Here is an 18384-nt window from a genome sequence, read left to right on the forward strand (position 1 = left end):
GGCTCAACGGCGCCCGATTTTGGTCGCCGTCGGCAAGGTCCCCGTATACCGCGCGCGAGGTCGAGCGTCGTGGTGTTGGTTGTATTGCTCGCTGGCGTGGGCTATCCAACCGATCGAACGCCCGACGCCCGCCAGGGAGATTTCCTGTCCACGCAATCCCAGTTTCCGGCCAATGAAGCTCACCATGAGAATGAACTCCGGCGGATAGGCAACGAGTTCCGAGGCCACTGAAAAGGCTTTCTGCAGCTTGGCAAACTCGCTGTCGCCATCAAACACCGCGGTCAGCGCTGCCAGTAGATTGCTGGCGCGTGGGTCGTTGATTGAATGGACATTGGCGCCGAACCCGACGATATGCCCCTCCTGGCTGTAGCGCTGCAGAATGGGTTGGGCAGGGTCTGGGGCCGTGCAGATTTCCTCGATCATCCTGCTGGCGGCTTCATTTCTTCCGTAGGCGACCTTATGACCCCTGGCCGCTGCAAGCCCGGCGATCACCGCGTAGTAAGGCGTAGCGCCGGTCGTGGCGGCGACGCGGACGCTGTGGGTGGCGTGGTCCAGTTCATGATCGATGCTGAGAATCAGCAGGCGCCGGATCAGCTCGGCATAGGCAGGCGGGGCGCCGCAGGCCTCGGTGATGAATTCATGCAAGGGTTGCGTGCTCGGTTCGGTCGCACCCACGACCAATGCGGCAAACCATCTCACGACGTCGGCGCCCGTGCGGGCGTAACTGTCAGTGGAAAGGTCGAACGCCTTCGGGTTTTCTCGCTGCACCAGGGGGAACAGCGCGATGGCTTTCTCTTGTGCGGACATCTGCTCATAGATCTTCAACAGCTTGGCAGCATCCTTAGGCGCACGAGGCAATGACGTGCCGAACGCCGAAGGCACTTGCCAGATCAATTCGGCGACGTCTTCAACCGTTGCGTGATCAGCCAGTTCGAGGACGTCGTGTCCCCGATAGAACAGCCCATCATCGGTGATCAGCGTAATCGCACTGTCCGACGGCGACGAGCGTTTCGCAGCCTGTTTCTCGCCCGCCGGGACTTTTACCAAACGCTGAATGTCCTCGGCCCAGTAACGGCGTTTGGGCGAACCGGCAATCTTGATCGAGCGGATGTTCTTGCGGCTGACATAGGCGTAGAGCGTTGGAAGGCTGACCCCAAGCAGGGCCGCGGCTTCCTCTGCCGAGAGGTAAAGGTTTTCTTGATCTGGCATGACGAATCCGATCAGGTTGATTAGGTTTTATACATGTTTATTAAATATAACGAGATTTCATCAATGTCTATCGGCGCGTCAATTTTTTCCGATCAGGGCAAAAATTGTGCGCAGGGTTCACGATTGATCAGGCGCCAAACAGCTGGATGTTGACGAAAAAAATCAAGATTTACAGCCATTCCACCCCTATGTAGATTTCGGCTGCGCAAGAGCTGTTCACATTGATTTTCGATGACATCGATAACAATAAAAACGAGAAGGTGACACGCATGGCTTGGTTAGGTTTCGCAATGGTCGTCACGTTTATGGCATTGATCATAAGCAAGCGACTTTCTGCCGTGACGGCACTCATCCTCGTTCCAGTTGCTTTTGGACTGGCCAGTGGGGCAGGGCCGGAATTGGGTGGCATGGTGATGAACGGCGTGAAACAGGTCGCGCCCACCGCACTGATGTTGATGTTTGCAATCTTGTACTTCGCAATCATGTTCGACGCCGGGCTGTTTGAACCCGTCGTGCGAAAAATCCTCCGCTACGTAGGCAATGATCCGCTTCGCGTGGTGCTGGGCACCGCGCTGCTGGCCACGGTTATTTCTTTCGACGGGGATGGCGCAACGACGGTGTTGATCGTAACGACGGCGTTCCTGCCGCTTTACCTTCGCCTCGGCATGAACCCGCTGATTCTCGCGCTGATGCTTCTGTTGACCAATACCGTGGTCAACCTTATTCCCTGGGGAGGGCCGGTGGCGCGAGCCGCCAGTGCGCTTCATCTTGATGTCGCTGAGCTGTTCCTGGGCTTGGTGCCAGCCATGTTGGCGGGACTGGCCTATGCGTTCGTCGTCGCCTTCTGGATCGGCCGCAAAGAGCGGCGGCGTTTGGGTTGGACGCCCGCGTCCAACGTCGCCACAGAGGCCGACCCCGCATTACCCATCCTGCAAACCGAAACGCACAAGCCTAAGCTTTTCTGGATCAACCTCGCGTTGACCGCGGGGCTCATGTACGCCATGGCGACAGGCCTGGCGCCTTTGCCGATGTTGATGATGGTCGGTTTTTCCTTGGCGCTGCTGATCAACTATCCGCGCCTGGCGGAGCAGAAGGCCAGAGTCGCGGCTCACTCGGAAAGTGTCCTGATGGTCATCGCCCTGATATTCGCGTCAGGTGCATTCACCGGAATCTTGTCAGGCACCGGCATGGTCGATGGCATGTCCGAGAAGATCGTGCATTTGATCCCGGAAAGCGGCGGCCAATATTTCAGCATCATCACCGCGCTTGTCGCCTTGCCGCTTAATTTCCTGTTATCCAACGACGCGTTTTTCTTCGGGATCTTGCCCGTGCTCGGGGCCGCCGGCGCCGAATACGGCATCGACCCCATGCACATCGCTCGCGCATCGGTACTGGGTCAGCCGGTGCATGCATTGAGTCCATTGGTCGCGGCGGTTTATTTGATCAGCGCAATCATTAAGCGCGACATGGGTGACATGCAACGCTATTGCCTGCTCTGGGCCATAGGCAGCAGCCTTGTGCTGATTGTTACGGCTGTTATTACCCGGGCAATTATCTGATTCATTGATTCGCTACGCCAAAGTTTAACGGACGCCCTGTTCGCGTCTGCTCACGTCAAAATAAAAATAATAGATGAGGTGGTCGATGAAATCGATTAACGCCGTCGCGATGACGTTCCTGTCAACATTGTTTATGTCTGATCTTTGTCTGTCGGCGACGATCAGTCATCCGGACAGGTTTCAGCATGAGGGAAAGTTGAATGCCTATCTTCGCTCGATGTATATCAATACGCGGATATCCAATGACTTGATCGAGGACCGTTTTGGTGGTTTTCCGGATGGCTCGGAGCTGGGTGGGACAGGGGTCGGCGCAATACTGGACTATAACTCCGGTTATTGGGCCGGGGTCGTAGGGTTTGACGCCTCGTTGTATGGCGTGGCGATGATTGATTCAAAAGACAATGGCCGAAACTTGTTTGACGATACCGACGGTACCAACGGCGGTTTCGCAAAAGTTGGGCAGAGTTACTTCAAGTTGCGTTATGAAGGCAACGGTTGGGATGCCGACACTCAAGTCGGCCGGGGCCGGTTCGATGCGGGGACATTGGTCACGCTCGATACTCGAATCGTTCCCGGTTCCTACCAGGGTGGCCGCGCCCATTTGAATTTTACCGAGATGGGGATCGGTCCGCTGCCCGGTACGCTAGGGTTTGAAACCGCCTACATCAACCGCACATCCCCTCGGGACAGGGAAGAATTCGAACACCTGCTGAGCCAGACAGGCGAGGAAATAAAGGATCTTTATACCTATGGCGTCAAGTACGACTTGAAGGCCATCGAGCTTGGTTTCGACCAAGGTGTGTCGCGAGACTTCAATAAGAACACGCGTTATGGGCTGACGCTCAAAGCGCCGCTTGGCGATAAAGCCGGCATCGTGTTCGACACTCAATATTATGAATTCGAAAAAGCCGGGCCGATCTGGGAGCGTGATTGGCAATCTGGCCAGGCCGCCTATGACGATGACGCGACGTGGCTGAACATCAATGTTGGTTTGTTGCTCGACACACTTCGCCTGGGTGTTTCATTTTCCGAGACGCACGCGCAGTTGAGCAACGGGCAACTGGGTTACGCCTACTTCGACCACGGCGACAACGTCGACGGCAGGATGGACGCGTGGACACGCTCGGGTAATGATTTCAATAACGATGGCGAACGAACCTGGCAACTGGGCGCTGAATATGACTTGAGCGGACATTCGTTATGGGGTGCTCCATTGGACGGTTTCAAAGTCATGGCTATCTACAAGCAAGGTGAGTTTGACGCCACCGATCCCTTTAGCGGCCGGCGCACGGACGTGACCGAGCGGCAGAATGAATACCGTCTCTATTACCGCTTCGATGAAAAGGAATACGCGGGACTTTCGGTGGGCTTGATTTATATCGACTATCGAATTGACCAAGACTTCGTCGCCCTTATCTCCGCGCAAGCCGACAACGTCGTCAGCGGCTCCGAGGCCCGCGTGTATCTGGATTACGCGTTTTGATCATTGGATACCTGCATCGGGAGGCCCGAGATGTTTGAACCTCGCCATAAAGTAGTGGTGACACAACGATTCTTCGACGCCATGGCCGGCGACTTCCTCAAGAACCATGGCTGTGAGGTGGTCGTCGCGGAACTGGCTCCGGGGCAAGCCGATGGTGACTTGAGTGAACGCCAGCTGACGGACCTCCTGTCGGACGCCGATGGCTGGATCGTCGGGCACGCGAACATCACGTCCAGCCTGTTGGCTTCGCTCCCACGCTTGCAGGTCATCGCCCGTCGCGGCGTGGGCTACGAACGGGTCGATACGGCAGCGGTGGCAGCGGCGGGGAAGGTGGCGACCATCGCTATCGGCGGCAACGACGCGAGCGTCGCCGACCACACCGTCGCGCTGATGCTCGCCGTGTGTCGTCAACTCAAGCAGTGCCAACTGGGGTTGGCCGCCAACGACTGGTCGATTCCTCTTGGGGGCGATTTGTTCCGTAAAACCGTGGGCGTCATCGGGTTGGGCCGGATTGGCCGGGGCGTGCTGCAGCGCTTGTCCGGCTTTGAAGTCAAGCCGCTGATTTATTCCCCTCGCCCGGGTAGCGCCCAAGCCGGCGGTTGCTTTGTCGACTTGGAAACACTGCTCAAGGAAAGCGACTTCATTACCCTGCATGCACCGCTCAATCCACAAACCCAGGGGCTGATCGATGGCCGTGCGTTGGCACTGATGAAGCGCGGCGCAGTGCTGATCAACACCGCGCGCGGCGGATTGGTGCGCGATGCGGATCTACTCGATGCCCTGCGGGAAAAGCGCCTGGCAGGGGCGGGACTCGATGTTTTCGAAAGCGAGTCGGACCCCAGGCTTTCCTCGGTCACTGAACAACTGATCCAGCTCCCGAACGTCATCGTCACACCCCACGCCGGGGCGTCCACGGTCGAGGGGCTCAACCGGACCAACCTGATTGCCGCCCAATGCGTTGCAGCCGTCCTGGAAGGCCGCAGCCCGCCCAGCCATTGCGTCATCGCTGACGGACGTCGCTGCGAAGGTCAGGCATGAGTCGCGCTGGAAACCCGCCGGTGGACGCACGGCCGCCGGTTCATCCGGATTTGCTCGCGGTGGCCACGGCGCTGCATGAACAAGGGTTGCTGCCGGTCGTTCAGGGGGATGTGCAAAGCGTCCGTGCTCAACTGGAACGGATCAATGCCTGGGCGGCACGCCGCAGCGTGCCGCTGTCCTACGAACGCACCTTGGGGTTCGCCGTCGATGGCCGGACGGTGCCCTGCAAGCTCTATTGGCCGGAAGGCGATGAGACGCCTTGCTTGATGTTCTACTGCCATGGCGGTGGATTCCGCCACGGGTCGCTCGCCGGCTGGGACGCGCCGCTGCGCCAGTTGGTGCGCGACAGCGGCCTGGCGGTGCTGTCCATCGACTACGCGTTGTCGCCGGAGTATCGCTTTCCGGTCGCATTCAACGAAGTGCTGGCGATCGTCAGCCGGGTCATCAAGCTGGGGACGATCACCGATTGCCCGGTACGCGGTTATGCCTTGGGCGGAGATTCGGCAGGCGCCAACCTCGCCCTGGGCGCTGCCATCGCGCTGCGTGATACGGGAATCGATGCGCTGCGGCAGTTGTTGCTGTTCTACGGCAGCTACTCGCGGGACATGACCTCCGATTCCTGGCTGCGGCTAGGCGGATACGCTGGCCAGAACCTCTCGGTCGAGACGATGAGTGCCTATTGGGCGAGCTACCTGGCCAGTGATGAAGATGACTGGCGCGTGCAGCCGATCATCGCCGACTTGGCGGGCCTTCCGCCGGTGCGGTTGGTGGTTGGCGAACTGGACCCGTTGCTGGATGAAAATCGCGAACTCGCGAGCCGACTGAAAAGCGCGGGCGTGGCGACGAGCCTGCGAGTGCTCGCAAACATGACCCACGGGTTTGTCCGGTTCAACGAGGTGGCCCCCGTTGCGCGCAACGTCATTGCTGCGCAGGGCAGCGCCTTGCGCAAGGCTCTTTCCGGTCAGGCGAACGTTTCATGAATATTTTCCGAATCGCGTCCCTCACACGCCTCTGCATCGGTGCATTCGTTGGCGTGACGGCCAATGTCATGGCGGCCGGTACGCTGCCGGTCGGCCCTGCGGCAGGCGATATGACGCTGTCGCCGTTCTATCGCTGGGCGGGGCCGATGCCCGGATTGCCCGGTGCGGTGCTGCGAAGCGAGACCCTGCCGGTGCAGCCGCAGATGCCCGCCGCCGCTCAGGCGTTGCGCCTGCTCTACAGCTCCACCGACTCACGCTGGGACTCCGGCCTCGTTCCGGTCAGCGGGGCGTTGTACCTGCCGGCGGGCAAGCCTCCCGCCGACGGCTGGCCGCTACTGGCCTGGGCCCACGGTACGCTGGGGATCGCCGATGTTTGCGCACCGTCCTGGGCGGGATGGCGCGAGCGTGATTCGGCCTACATCAACCGCTGGCTGGCCCACGGGTTCGCTGTTGTCGCCACCGACTACCAAGGCCTGGGAGGGCCGGGGCCGCATCCCTATACGTTCTGGCAAGCCGAGGGGCGCTCGGTGCTGGACTCGATCCGCGCCGCCCGGGCAATCAGGCCAGGGCTCATCGCCAAGCGCGTGATCGTCGCCGGACAATCCCAGGGCGCAGGGGCGGCGCTGGGCGCGGCGATCCTCGCTGGCAGCTATGCACCGGAACTCCCCATCTTCGGTGCGGTGCTTACCGCCGCGAACAGTACGTTCCCCCAAGGGCCGATTACGCTGGCGCCACGCCAGTCCAATACGCTGTTCCTCGCGTTGGCGTCCGGCGCCCTGGGCGACGACGGCCCACGGATAGAGGACATCCTGACGGACGATGGCCTGGAACTGCTAAGGGTCGCCCGGCAGGGTTGTACCCGGGACATCGCCGCCAAATCCAAGGAATTGCAGATCGGTTCATTTGCCGAGCTTCTGACCATCGCTCCCGAAGCGTTGACTGCGTTGCGCACCCCGATGACTGATATGCCCCAGGCGTCGGTTGCTTTCCCATTGTTCATTGCCTCGGGCCAGGCAGATCGAACCATCACGCCGGAACGGCAGTACGCAGTCGCGGCGGCCTTGTGCGCCGCCGATAACGACGTCACCTGGCGCACCTATGAAGGCCTGGGCCATGACGGCGTGCTTCATGGCTCGTTGAAGGATGCCTTTGCCTTTGTCGAGGCCTGGCTCGGCGGGGCAGGCCATGGCTCCAATTGCTCCACCCTGCAAAGGCCCGGTCCGCCGGGTGCGAGAAATCCGGACGCGCCGTTCAACGGTGATTGAGCGAGCAAGGCGTTTGGTAGATGGACACATGAGTGCAACGAATGTCGGTCCAAAGCCTCATATGACTAATAAGCGCCGCCCCTGAGCCCAGGGGCGGTGCGACTTTTTCATCACGACAGGCGATTTTTTTATGACGATGGCTGAGAAAAATCATGTCGACTGGCTGGTCGAACAATCGATGCTTCACGCTGCGAGACAGCGAGCCAAGCTTTACTCGGGGCAAGGTCGCTTGTGGCAGCAACCCTTCGCCCATACCCGTCCTCGCGATGCGTCTGCACTTTCGTCGGTGTGGTTTACCGCGTATCCGGCCTCCATCGTCACCCGTGAAAATGGCACGGTGCTCGAGGCGCTGGGAGACGAAACCTTGTGGCACGCGTTGTCGAAAATCGGTATCCAGGGCATTCACAACGGGCCGTTGAAAAGGTCTGGCGGGCTTCAGGGCACCGAGTTCACGCCAACCATCGATGGCAACTTTGACCGCATCAGCTTCGACATCGACCCTGCCCTGGGTACCGATGCGCAGCTCCAAGCGTTGACCCGCATGGCCGCCGCGCATAACGCGGTGGTCATCGATGACGTCATCCCGTCCCATACCGGCAAGGGCGCGGATTTTCGCCTGGCGGAGATGGCCTATGAAGACTATCCAGGGCTCTACCACATGGTCGAGATCCGTGAGGAGGACTGGCCGCTGCTGCCCGAAGTCGGGGAGGGGCGCGATGCGCAGAACCTCACCGCGCAGCAAGTGGACGCCCTTCGGGACAAGCACTACATCGTCGGCCAGTTGCAACGGGTGATCTTCTTCGAACCCGGCGTCAAGGAAACCGATTGGAGCGCGACACCGGTCGTCATGGGTGTCGATGGCAAGCCGCGGCGCTGGGTCTATCTGCATTACTTCAAGGAAGGGCAGCCGTCGTTGAACTGGCTTGACCCGACATTCGCCGCGCAGCAGATGATCATCGGCGACGCGCTGCACGCCGTAGATGTCATGGGGGCGAAGATCCTCCGTCTGGATGCCAATGGGTTCCTCGGCGTGGAGCGCAAGCTCGATGGTACTGCCTGGTCTGAAAGCCATCCGCTGTCGATTACTGGCAACCAATTGCTCGGCGGTGCGATTCGCAAGGCAGGTGGTTTCAGTTTCCAGGAGCTGAACCTGACCTTGGACGACATCGCTGCCATGTCCCACGGCGGGGCAGACCTGTCCTACGACTTCATCACCCGCCCGGCCTACCAGCATGCGTTGCTGATGGGCGACACGGAATTCCTGCGCTTGATGCTGCGCCAGATGCACGCCTTCGGCATCGACCCGGGATCGCTGATCCATGCGTTGCAGAATCATGACGAACTGACCCTGGAGCTGGTGCATTTCTGGACGCTGCACGCCCACGACACTTACCTCTATCAAGGCCAGACCTTTCCCGGCAGCATCTTGCGCGAGCACATCCGCGAACAGATGTACGAACGCCTGTCCGGCGAGCATGCGCCGTACAACCTCAAATTCGTTACCAATGGCGTCTCCTGCACGACAGCCAGCATCATCACCGCCGCCTTGGGCATTCGTGATCTCGATGCGATCACGGCGGCCGATATCCAGCAGATTCGCCAGGTCCACATCCTGCTGGTGATGTTCAACGCCATGCAGCCGGGCGTGTTCGCCTTGTCGGGTTGGGATCTGGTGGGCGCATTGCCGTTGCCGGCGGAACAGGTCGAGCACCTGATGCGCGACGGCGACACGCGCTGGATTCATCGCGGTGCCTACGACCTGGCGGACCTCAACCCGCAAGCACCGTTGTCGGCCGGTGAGATGCCCCGCCCGAGAACCTTGTACGGCAGCCTGCCGAGCCAATTGAAGGATCCAGATTCCTTCGCTTCGCAACTGCGCCGGATCCTCGCCGCGCGCCGCGCCTACGACATCGCCGCCAGCCGCCAGATACTCATACCGGACGTCGAGCATCCGGGGCTGTTGATCATGGTCCATGAACTGCCCGCCGGCAAAGGCACGCAAATCACCGCGCTCAACTTCGGCTCGACGGCCATCACCGAAACCCTGCACCTGCCCGGTATCGCACCGGGGCCGGTGGTGGACATCATTAACGAGCGGGTCGAAGGGGACCTTACGCCCGAGGGTGAATTCACTATTACGCTGGATGCGTTCGAAGGGTTGGCGCTGCGGGTGGTGAGCAGTTCGCCGATGATCTAGCCGGGCCCGGCAGAGGATCAGCGGGGCTTGGTCCAATATTGGCGGACGGCCCCTTGTGGTCCCTGCACCGGATCCTGATCAGGAAACGGTAGCGCGTCGATGTTTGCCAGCTGAGCCTCGCTCGGCGCTTCGCGGCAGATGTCGGCCTGCTGGCCCGGTGGATACGCTCCGACGACCAGGAAGTCTTGGCTGGAACCCAGGTTGCAGTGCCCGGTACCGGCGGGTAGCAGCAACACATCGCCGGCCTGAACGTCGATTACTTGACCATCGGGACCGCCGATCATCAGTCGCGCCTGGCCGCTGGCAACGCCCAGGACTTCGTGGCCTTCGGTGTGGTAATGGTGGAAATCGTAGATTCCGTAGCGCCATTGCGGCGGCCAGCCGTTGCTTCGAAAGGTCTCTTCGAGATGGGCAGCCAGATCGCCTGTCTCGGCAGCCACCGCCTCAACGTAGATGATCACCGGAAGGCGCGGGTTGTTGGGCACCCAATCGTTGCGTTCCAGCATCAAGGTCTGGATGGAATCCGATACCGCGTTCAGTGTGCTCATCGAAACGTCTCCCTGCACGCTCTAATGGGCTAGACGTTATTGACGATACAAGAGTTCAACGCCGCTGACCGGTGCCGCCGCTCAACGCTTCTCCTTCATGATCCGCTCGACTTCGCCCGAGGCCTTGAGCGCTTCGAACGCGCGCTGGGCCCTGGCGACAGTCTCGTCCGGCGTGCTCAGGCTGAAAGCCAGATAGACCCTGTGGGGCTGTTCCTCAAGGGCATAGACTTCCTCCAGCAGATTGAAATCCATCTGGGCATCCTGGCTCATCAGGCGTGCGGTGTTCTCCGGCATCGGCACCAATTGAACCTGGCGGTTCAACAATTTCTGAAAGTTGTCGTGGTTGTTCGCCGACACGACCAGCCGGCTGAACCCACGTTCTTGCAGATAGATCTGCTTGGCGTCATTGCGTATCACGCCGATGCTGTACTGCTTGGCCTCTTCAAGGTTGCGGACAGTGATGGGGTCGGCGTCGCGCAGTTTGTAGAGGCGGCTGGTGGAACGATGGATTTCACCGACCCACTTGAACAGCTGTTCACGGGCAGGGGTGCGATCCAGTGGGAAAATCAGCACGTTGGGTTCTCGCAACGCCATCTCGTAGGCCCGCGCCCAGGGATACAGCGCCATGCGAAAGTCGCTGAGGTTGGCCTGTTTCAGCGTGTCGGACGCGATATGGATACCGGGGCCGACCAGTTTGTCATCGCGCAGATAAGCGTATAGCGAGTCCTCGGTTACGACTTCGATGGTTTCGGCCTGGCCGTTGAGGCTGATCAAGGCCAGGAGTACGCAGGAGCAGAGCATCAGAGAGTGGCGCATACAGACCTCGACGTTGACGATGATTCAGAGGGAAACGCGATTGCGTCCCTGGTGCTTGGCTCGATACAACGCCTGGTCTGCGCGCTGCATCAGTTGGTCGAAATGATCCATGGCCTCGGGGTCCAGTTCGGCGACGCCGATGCTCAGCGTGACAAACGGCGAGACCGACGAGCCGCTGTGGGGCAGTTCCCGCTCGGCCAGGGCGATGCGCAGCCGTTGGGCCGCGTCGCAGGCCTGTTGTGCATTGATGTTGGGCAGTAAGACGACGAATTCCTCGCCACCGACGCGCGCGACCAATTCGCCGGAGCGCCCGAACACATCACGCAGGGTTTCGGCAATCTGCTGCAAGCACTGGTCGCCGTTCATGTGGCCGTAGGTGTCGTTGTAGATCTTGAAAAAATCGACGTCGCACATGAGCACGGCCAACGGCGTGTGGTGGCGGACCGCGCGGCGAAATTCGATTTCCTTCAGTTCGTCGAAATGGCGACGATTGGCCAGCCCCGTCAGGGCATCGTGACGCGACAGGGCTTCGAGGGCCTGGTTGGCCGCCCGCAGTTCCGCCGTGCGCGCCTCGACCAGTTCAACCAACTGATCGCGGCTGGCGGCGATTGCCAGTTCGTCCGAACGCTGGCGCTCCAGGTGGGCGTGGAGATTGTCCTGCAACTCGTTGACCTGGGATTCGAGCAGGCTCAGTTCGTCCTGGCGGTCCACTGAGCGTTGCAACTTGAGGTGATGCTTGAGCGTTTGCGGCGCGAGCTCGCCCAAATGCCGGGCAATATGCACCACGTGGATCGTCACCAAGCGGTTGAACATGGTCATGACTAGTCCGGCGAGCAGCATCGATTGGATGATCTGAGTGATGACGATGCTGCGTGCTTCACCCCACAGGCGCTTCCAGAGCAATTGGTTATCGCCTTCAATGGTCAGCTCGCCGACTTTTTCATGCGCTCCGAGATAGGGTTGAGCGATAAGCTGGCGGTGCAGCACCGGGGCCGCGCCCGCATTGCCGGTGGTGTAGCGATTGCGTTCGATGGTTTCTGGCGAACGGCCGGGCCGCAGGACATTGAGCACCACGCGTCCGACCGGCGCGGCATTCGCGACACTGTTGAGTTGCTTGTCCAGGGATTCGCTGTCCATTTCCCAAATGGCATGGGCCAAGGTGTCCTGGAACACCTGGTCGATCAGGCCAAGCTCGGAATTCATTTCCGCCAGGTTGCTTTCCCAGGCCAGCCAGGTGCGCCACGTCACCATCGCCAGGGTAAAAAACAGGCAGAACAACAAGGTCGCCAGCACCAGGCGCCGTCCCAGGGAGCTGAGTACCTTGGTCGGTGATCGGTGAGAGGAGCCCGGTCCGAAGTTGCTGTCCATCTCATAACCACTTGCGCGCAATGGCGTCGTAGACGCCGTTGCGACGAATGGTCTCCAGGCCGACGCGGAATTTCTCGACAGTCTGCTTGGGCGTGTTGCGGCTGAACGCCATGCTCAAGCCGCCGGCGCTGAGCTCGGGCAGCGGCAGCGATTTGATCAGTACTTTTTCCGGATCTTCGCCATTCTGGCGAGTCAGGTACAAGGCGTTGAGTTCGTTTGAAATCCACAACGCCACATGATCGACCTTGAGCTTGCGGTAGTTATGTTCGTATTTGCTGCTGGACTGCAATTCCTCGCCGATGCGAAAACCCTTCGAGACGAGATACTGCTCTCCCACGTCTTGGTTGACGGTCGCGATCTGGTGACCATGGGCATCGGCCAGGGTATTGAGTTTCACTGGTCGCTCAGCCAGTGAGTAGATATACCACTGGGTCGGCGCGATGGCGCCGATCCATTGGAAAAGCGACTCGCGCGCGGGGGTGCGGACGATCGAATAGATCAACACGTTGCTTTCATTGAGCGCCAGTTCGTAGGCACGCGCCCAGGGCATGGGCTGGATCGAAGCCTCGACGCCGACTTCCTTGAGCACGGCCTCGACCACCTCGGTGCTCATGCCCGTCACTCGACCGTTCTGGGTCATGTTATAGGGCGGCAACTCCTCCGTCACAATGCGCAACGGCGGCTCAGCTGCGATGGCCGATGCCGATCCACCTGCAACCAGGAGCACCAGGGCAACCATCATCAATAAACGGTTAAGCTGCAGAACCATTGATCATTACCCTATGCAACCAGCAGAGCCTGGCGAGGCCGGAGGGCCGCCGTCACAAGGGTTATCGGCCAGGCGGGAGACTGCTTGAGCGGGCCTTCAAACGCAGGGGGCGGACCGCTCTATCACGTGGCCGCCAGAACGTATCGCTGGTGAACCTTACGTCGATACAGCACTCACTTGTCAGGTGGCTGCCTTGGCTCAGCCAACTGTCTTTTGCCGATAAGGAATTCGCATGGATCACACCTCGACCTCGCACGTCCGTCCCGTAGAGCGCGAATTCAGTCCGCGCGCGGTCATCACGGGAATCGTGCTTGGCATCCTCCTGACGCCTTCCAATGTCTACGCGGGATTGAAGATTGGCTGGTCGTTCAACATGTCGATCATCGCTCTGCTGGTCGGCTATGGCATCTGGCAGGGTTTGGCCAAGCACTCGGCGTCGGGGCTGCCCTGGACGCTGCATGAAAGCAACATCAACCAGACCGTAGCGTCGGCTGCGGCGTCGATCATTTCCGGTGGGCTGGTGGCGCCCATTCCGGCGTATACCTTGCTGACCGGCCAGCAACTGGACGCGGTGCCGATGATTGCCTGGGTCTTCTCGGTGAGCTTCCTGGGCATCTGGATCGCCTGGTACCTGCGGCCCTCGCTGCTCAACGACAAGGCGCTGAGGTTTCCCGAAGGCATGGCGACCTTGGAAACCCTCCTGCACATCTATAACCATGGTCATGAAGCGGCAACGCGCTTGAAGGTGCTGCTGGGGGCGGCGCTGCTGTCCGGCGTCGCCAAGTGGGTCGACACCTTTATGTGGGCCATCGCGCGTTGGTCGCCGAGCGCCCAATTGGAGCGCCTGACGTTTACCGCCGATCCTTCGCTGTTGCTGGTGGGGTTCGGCGGCATCATCGGCATTCGCGTCGGCTTGACGCTGCTGCTCGGCGCGTTGCTGGCATGGGGCGGGCTGGCGCCCTGGTTGCTGGACAATGGCTTGGTGCAGTTGCCGTCCGGCAGCAGCGGCCCGCAGTTCGCCGTGCTGGTGGAATGGTTGCTGTGGCCGGGCGTGAGCCTGATGGTTTGCGCGACGCTGGCGTCCCTGGCGATTCGCTTGTGGGCGTTGCACACTTGCACCAAGGCCAACGGCGGCGCGACCTGGGTGATTCCCAAGGCCGGGCCGGCGGTCGGTTTCCTGTCGGCGATCATCTTGGTGGTGAGCCTGCAAGCGCTGCTGTTCGGTATCAATCCGTGGATGGCGCTGCTGACCATTCCCTTGGCGATCTGCCTGGCAGCGGTGGCCGCCCGTGTGGTCGGCGCCACGGGTATTCCGCCGATCGGCGCCATCGGTCAATTGTCCCAGTTGAGCTTCGGCATCGTTGCGCCAGGGCAGGTGCCGATCAACCTGATGAGCGCCAATACCGCCGGCGGTTCGGCGGGGCAATGCACGGACTTGATGAATGATTTCAAGGTCGGCCGGGCGATTGGTGCCACGCCACGCAAGCAATTGATGGCCCAGACCCTGGGAATCTTCATCGGCAGCATCGTCGGCGTGCTGGCCTACCTCGCGTTGATTCCTGACCCGCAGACCATGCTGCTCACCGAAGAGTGGCCGGCCCCGGCGGTCGCCACTTGGAAAGCCGTGGCGCAAACCCTGACCCTTGGCCTGGACTCATTGTCAGTCAGCATCCGCTGGGCGATCTTCATCGGCGGTGTCGTCGGTCTGCTGCTGGGCATCCTCGACAGCTTGTTGCCGGCGCATCGCGCCCGCTACCTGCCCAGTACGGCGGCATTGGGCCTGGCATTTGTCCTGCCAGCCTCGGTGTCGCTGATGATGGCCCTCGGCGCCGTGCTCACTTGGTTGGTGAGCCGCGGCTGGCCGAGCCTCACCGAACGCTTCGCCATCACCGCGGCGGCGGGGTTGATTGCCGGGGAAAGCATTACCGGGGTTGGCGCTTCGTTGTGGGAGATGGTTGGGAACCTGTGAAGGACCCCGTGGCGAGGGAGCTTGCTCCCTCGCCACGAAAAGGTTTGGTGGTGCAGCGAGTCAATGAGAGTGCCGCGGCTCACCGCTGCGGGCAATCACCCTAAGGTGCAACGTGGCCGGCTCCAGGCACCCTCCCGTGGAAAGCTGCCCGACCAGCTGCCGGTACAGTTCCTGCCAAGGCGTTTGCGACGGCGGGATACTCGGGGTCCACTCGCTTCGGCGCCGTTCCATCTCGGCGTCGTCGACCAGCAGGTTCACGGTGCGGGTGTTCAGGTTCACTTGCAGCCGGTCGTTGGTCTGCAGCAGCGCCAGGCCACCGCCCACGGCAGCTTCCGGGGACATGTTGAGGATCGACGGGCTCGCTGATGTGCCGCTCTGACGACCATCGCCGAGGCAGGGCAGGGAGTCGATGCCTTGTTTGATCAGTGCCGCCGGCGGGGCCATGTTTACCACCTCGGCGCTGCCTGGATAGCCGACGGTGCCGACACCGCGAATCACCAGGATGCAGCGCTCATCGATGTCCAGCGCCGGGTCGTCGATGCGCGCGTGGTAGTCCTCCGGTCCTTCGAAGACGATGGCCCGGGCTTCGAAGCTGTTCTCGGCGCCGGGTTCGGACAGGTAGGTCTTGCGAAAGGCTTCGCCCACCACCGACATCTTCATGATCGCACTGTCGAAAAAATTGCCGCTGAGCACGATGAAACCGGCACGGTGCTTGAGCGGCGTGTCGAAGGGGTAGATGACGTCGGTGTTGCTGGTCAGGCTGCTGCCGACGATTTCGCCGATGGTCCTGCCGCTGACCGTGGCGCAGTCTTCGTGCAGGCGCCCGGCTTTTTTCAGCTCATGCATGACCGCCGGCACACCGCCGGCGCGGTGGAAGCCTTCGCCCAGGTACTTGCCGGCGGGCATGCAGTTGACCAGCAGCGGCACGTCTTCGCCGATCCGTTGCCAGTCATCCAGGCTCAGCTCGACGCCCATGTGCCGGGCGATGGCGATCAGGTGTGGCGGGCAGTTGCTCGACGCCCCCAATGCCGAGGCGACGGCGATGGCGTTCTCGAAGGCCTCGCGGGTCATGATTTGCGAAGGGCGCACGTCCTGGCGGACCAGTTCGCAGATGCGCTTGCCGGTGGCATAGGCCATTTGACCGCGCTCGCGATAGGGCGCCGGAATGCTCGCACAGCCGGGCAGTGACATGCCTAGCGCCTCAGCCAGGGCGTTCATCGACAGCGCGGTGCCCATGGTGTTGCAGTGACCCACCGACGGCGATGCCGCGGTGGTCATTTCCATGAAACCTTCGTAGTCGATCTCGCCGGCGGCCATCAGGTTGCGCGCATGCCACAGCACCGTGCCGGAGCCGATCAGTTCGCCCTTGTGGTGGCCGTCGAGCATCGGCCCACCGGACAGGACAATCGCTGGCAGGTCGGTGGTCGCCGCCGCCATCAGGCACGCCGGGGTGGTCTTGTCGCAACCGGTGGTCAGCACCACGCCATCCAACGGATAACCGTGGAGGATTTCCACCAGTCCCAAATAGGCCAGGTTACGGTCCAGCGCTGCGGTAGGCCGGCGCGACTGTTCAGCGATCGGGTGCACCGGGAATTCCATGGGGATGCCGCCGGCGTCACGAATGCCGGCCTTGACCCGTTGCGCCAGTTCCAGGTGATGGCGGTTGCAGGGTGTCAAGTCGCTGCCGGTCTGGGCGATGCCAATGATCGGCCGTCCCGATTGCAGCTCTTCGCGGGTCATGCCGTAGTTCATGTAGCGCTCGACGTACAGGGCGGTCATGTCGGCGTGGGCCGGGTCATTGAACCATTGCTCGCTGCGCAGGCGGCGTTTTGGCGTGTCACTCATGATTCATTTCTCTCTTGTAATTGGTTGAATCGACGATCTGTCGTTGCTCAGCGACCCAGCAGCCCTCGCGCGGCGAGATTGCGCAGCAAGGCGCCGATGCCGAAGGTCCAGGGTGTGGCGTCACAGCTGTGGGTCACTTGGTTATGCAGGCTGCCGAGCAAGGGGCTGCTGATGCTGACCCGGTCACCCAGTTTGTGGGTAAAGCCGCTGCCGGGCTGATCCCGGTCCTCGGTGGGGGCAAACAGAGTACCCAGAAACAGCAGGAAGCCATCCGGATAATGGTGGTTGGCGTTGAGTGTCTGGCCTGCAAGGTCCTGCGGGTCACGGCTGATTTGATTCATCGAACTGGAACCCTGCAGGCGGTAGCCGTCTTCGCCTTGTACCCGCAGATCGACTTCGCAGGCGCGCACATCGTCGAGGCTGAAGCGTTCGTCGAACAGCCGAATGAACGGCCCGATGGCGCATGATGCGTTGTTGTCCTTGGCCTTGCTCAGCAACAGCGCACTGCGGCCTTCAATGTCGCGCAGATTAACGTCGTTGCCGAGTGTGGCGCCGTGGATCTGGCCACGGCTGTTCACCGCCAGCACGACCTCGGGCTCAGGATTGTTCCATTGCGAGGCCGGGTGAATGCCGATCTGGCTGCCACTGCCGACGGCGGCCAGGACCGGCGCCTTGGTGAAGATTTCCGCGTCCGGCCCGATGCCGACCTCCAGGTACTGCGACCACATGCCCTGTTCAATGAGGTACGCCTTCAGACGCATGGCTTGTTCGGAGCCCGGCACGATCGAGCGCAAGTTATCGCCGATCACGCTGTGCACCGTGGCGCGCACGGCTTCGGCCCGGGCCGCGTCACCGCCGGCCTGTTCCTCGATCACCCGCTCGATCATGCTCGCGGCGAAGGTCACGCCGGCGGCCTTGATCACCTGTAGGTCCAGCGGCGGCAGCAAGAAGGGTTTGGACAGATCGGCATGCAGGCCGGTGTTGGCCAGCAGCGCTTCGACGCTGGCGATGAAGCTGCCCGGCGTTTCTCTCACCGCTGCCAATGGCGAGGAGCTTTCCAACAAGTCGCTCAAGGTCGCGAAATGCTCCGACAAGTCGAACACCCCGTCGCTGCGCAGCACGATGGGCGAAGGCCCGGCAACGGCGCCAGGCACCCAGGCACGACCAATCAGGGTGCCGGCGACGCCGTCGACCGGCAGGGTGTTCTCGGGAGTAAGCATGAGCGACATGGGCAAGCTTCCTGGTTCATAAAGCATTCACGCTAGGGCGCGCTGCCGATGAACTCCAATGAGATATATTCAATATCTGATAACGTCCGGTTATTACTCGTTGAGGAGC

14 protein-coding genes are annotated in these 18384 nt (G+C 61.1%); 7 read left to right on the forward strand and 7 right to left on the reverse strand.

The genetic code is table 11. The features are described from left to right. Positions 1-3: 3 nt before the first annotated feature. Positions 4-1209 carry a citrate synthase gene (locus J3P82_RS11745; RefSeq protein WP_434563219.1) on the reverse strand — a complete coding sequence of 402 codons (1206 nt, stop codon included), beginning with the start codon at positions 1207-1209 and terminating at the stop codon, positions 4-6. Between the two features lie 269 nt (positions 1210-1478). Here J3P82_RS11745 and J3P82_RS11750 point away from each other — a divergent pair, with 269 nt between their 5' ends. The 6 genes from J3P82_RS11750 (at position 1479) to treS (ending at position 9731) form a co-directional block, all read left to right on the forward strand. Next, positions 1479-2768 (forward strand): CitMHS family transporter, encoded by a 1290-nt coding sequence (locus tag J3P82_RS11750; RefSeq protein ID WP_434563795.1) that lies wholly within the window; start codon positions 1479-1481, stop codon positions 2766-2768. Between the two features lie 85 nt (positions 2769-2853). Further along, the gene (locus tag J3P82_RS11755; protein ID WP_434563221.1) at positions 2854-4251 is read left to right on the forward strand and encodes an OprD family outer membrane porin; all 1398 of its coding nucleotides are present in this window, start codon (positions 2854-2856) and stop codon (positions 4249-4251) included. A gap of 30 nt (positions 4252-4281) precedes the next feature. Continuing rightward, complete coding sequence (locus J3P82_RS11760) at positions 4282-5289, forward strand: phosphoglycerate dehydrogenase (RefSeq protein ID WP_434563223.1); 1008 nt, start codon at positions 4282-4284, stop codon at positions 5287-5289. Further along, positions 5286-6269, forward strand: a complete 984-nt coding sequence (locus J3P82_RS11765) for an alpha/beta hydrolase fold domain-containing protein (RefSeq protein ID WP_434563225.1) — start codon at positions 5286-5288, stop codon at positions 6267-6269. Before J3P82_RS11760 ends, J3P82_RS11765 begins: the two co-directional genes overlap by 4 nt. Next, positions 6266-7534, forward strand: a complete 1269-nt coding sequence (locus J3P82_RS11770) for an alpha/beta fold hydrolase (protein ID WP_434563227.1) — start codon at positions 6266-6268, stop codon at positions 7532-7534. Before J3P82_RS11765 ends, J3P82_RS11770 begins: the two co-directional genes overlap by 4 nt. A 130-nt stretch (positions 7535-7664) precedes the next feature. Further along, the gene (gene treS / locus J3P82_RS11775) at positions 7665-9731 is read left to right on the forward strand and encodes a maltose alpha-D-glucosyltransferase (RefSeq protein WP_434563231.1); all 2067 of its coding nucleotides are present in this window, start codon (positions 7665-7667) and stop codon (positions 9729-9731) included. 17 nt (positions 9732-9748) lie between these two features. Here the strand turns inward: treS and J3P82_RS11780 are convergent, their stop codons facing one another. The 4 genes from J3P82_RS11780 to J3P82_RS11795 all read right to left on the reverse strand — a co-directional run bounded on the left by J3P82_RS11780 (position 9749) and on the right by J3P82_RS11795 (position 13232). Then, entirely contained in the window at positions 9749-10279 is a 531-nt protein-coding gene (locus J3P82_RS11780) for a cupin (protein WP_434563233.1), read from the reverse strand. An 81-nt stretch (positions 10280-10360) separates the two neighbouring features. Further along, on the reverse strand, positions 10361-11095 hold the full coding sequence (locus tag J3P82_RS11785) for a substrate-binding periplasmic protein (protein WP_434563235.1): 735 nt from the start codon (positions 11093-11095) through the stop codon (positions 10361-10363). 24 nt (positions 11096-11119) lie between these two features. Further along, the gene (locus J3P82_RS11790; RefSeq protein ID WP_434563237.1) at positions 11120-12463 is read right to left on the reverse strand and encodes a GGDEF domain-containing protein; all 1344 of its coding nucleotides are present in this window, start codon (positions 12461-12463) and stop codon (positions 11120-11122) included. 1 nt (position 12464) lies between these two features. Beyond that, complete coding sequence (locus J3P82_RS11795; protein ID WP_434563239.1) at positions 12465-13232, reverse strand: substrate-binding periplasmic protein; 768 nt, start codon at positions 13230-13232, stop codon at positions 12465-12467. A 232-nt stretch (positions 13233-13464) separates the two neighbouring features. Here J3P82_RS11795 and J3P82_RS11800 point away from each other — a divergent pair, with 232 nt between their 5' ends. Then, entirely contained in the window at positions 13465-15201 is a 1737-nt protein-coding gene (locus J3P82_RS11800; protein WP_434563241.1) for an OPT family oligopeptide transporter, read from the forward strand. Between the two features lie 60 nt (positions 15202-15261). Here the strand turns inward: J3P82_RS11800 and J3P82_RS11805 are convergent, their stop codons facing one another. After that, entirely contained in the window at positions 15262-17046 is a 1785-nt protein-coding gene (locus J3P82_RS11805; protein ID WP_434563243.1) for an IlvD/Edd family dehydratase, read from the reverse strand. Positions 17047-17093: 47 nt separating this feature from the next. Then, positions 17094-18275: a fumarylacetoacetate hydrolase family protein gene (locus J3P82_RS11810; protein ID WP_434563245.1), complete on the reverse strand. Its 1182-nt coding sequence runs from the start codon at positions 18273-18275 to the stop codon at positions 17094-17096. Between the last annotated feature and the right edge of the window lie 109 nt (positions 18276-18384).

Source organism: Pseudomonas sp. Z4-20 (assembly GCF_051131955.1).
GTDB classification, from domain to species: domain Bacteria; phylum Pseudomonadota; class Gammaproteobacteria; order Pseudomonadales; family Pseudomonadaceae; genus Aquipseudomonas; species Aquipseudomonas marvdashtae.

Bases quoted from the DNA above. Each gene is read 5' to 3' on its own strand.
- J3P82_RS11750 (WP_434563795.1), top strand. From the start codon at position 1,479: ATGGCTTGGTTAGGTTTCGCAATGGTCGTCACGTTTATGGCATTGATC.
- J3P82_RS11780 (WP_434563233.1), bottom strand. From the start codon at position 10,279: ATGAGCACACTGAACGCGGTATCGGATTCCATCCAGACCTTGATGCTG.
- J3P82_RS11760 (WP_434563223.1), top strand. From the start codon at position 4,282: ATGTTTGAACCTCGCCATAAAGTAGTGGTGACACAACGATTCTTCGAC.
- treS (WP_434563231.1), top strand. From the start codon at position 7,665: ATGACGATGGCTGAGAAAAATCATGTCGACTGGCTGGTCGAACAATCG.
- J3P82_RS11790 (WP_434563237.1), bottom strand. From the start codon at position 12,463: ATGGACAGCAACTTCGGACCGGGCTCCTCTCACCGATCACCGACCAAG.
- J3P82_RS11810 (WP_434563245.1), bottom strand. From the start codon at position 18,275: ATGTCGCTCATGCTTACTCCCGAGAACACCCTGCCGGTCGACGGCGTC.
- J3P82_RS11770 (WP_434563227.1), top strand. From the start codon at position 6,266: ATGAATATTTTCCGAATCGCGTCCCTCACACGCCTCTGCATCGGTGCA.
- J3P82_RS11800 (WP_434563241.1), top strand. From the start codon at position 13,465: ATGGATCACACCTCGACCTCGCACGTCCGTCCCGTAGAGCGCGAATTC.
- J3P82_RS11755 (WP_434563221.1), top strand. From the start codon at position 2,854: ATGAAATCGATTAACGCCGTCGCGATGACGTTCCTGTCAACATTGTTT.
- J3P82_RS11805 (WP_434563243.1), bottom strand. From the start codon at position 17,046: ATGAGTGACACGCCAAAACGCCGCCTGCGCAGCGAGCAATGGTTCAAT.
- J3P82_RS11765 (WP_434563225.1), top strand. From the start codon at position 5,286: ATGAGTCGCGCTGGAAACCCGCCGGTGGACGCACGGCCGCCGGTTCAT.
- J3P82_RS11795 (WP_434563239.1), bottom strand. From the start codon at position 13,232: ATGGTTCTGCAGCTTAACCGTTTATTGATGATGGTTGCCCTGGTGCTC.
- J3P82_RS11745 (WP_434563219.1), bottom strand. From the start codon at position 1,209: ATGCCAGATCAAGAAAACCTTTACCTCTCGGCAGAGGAAGCCGCGGCC.
- J3P82_RS11785 (WP_434563235.1), bottom strand. From the start codon at position 11,095: ATGCGCCACTCTCTGATGCTCTGCTCCTGCGTACTCCTGGCCTTGATC.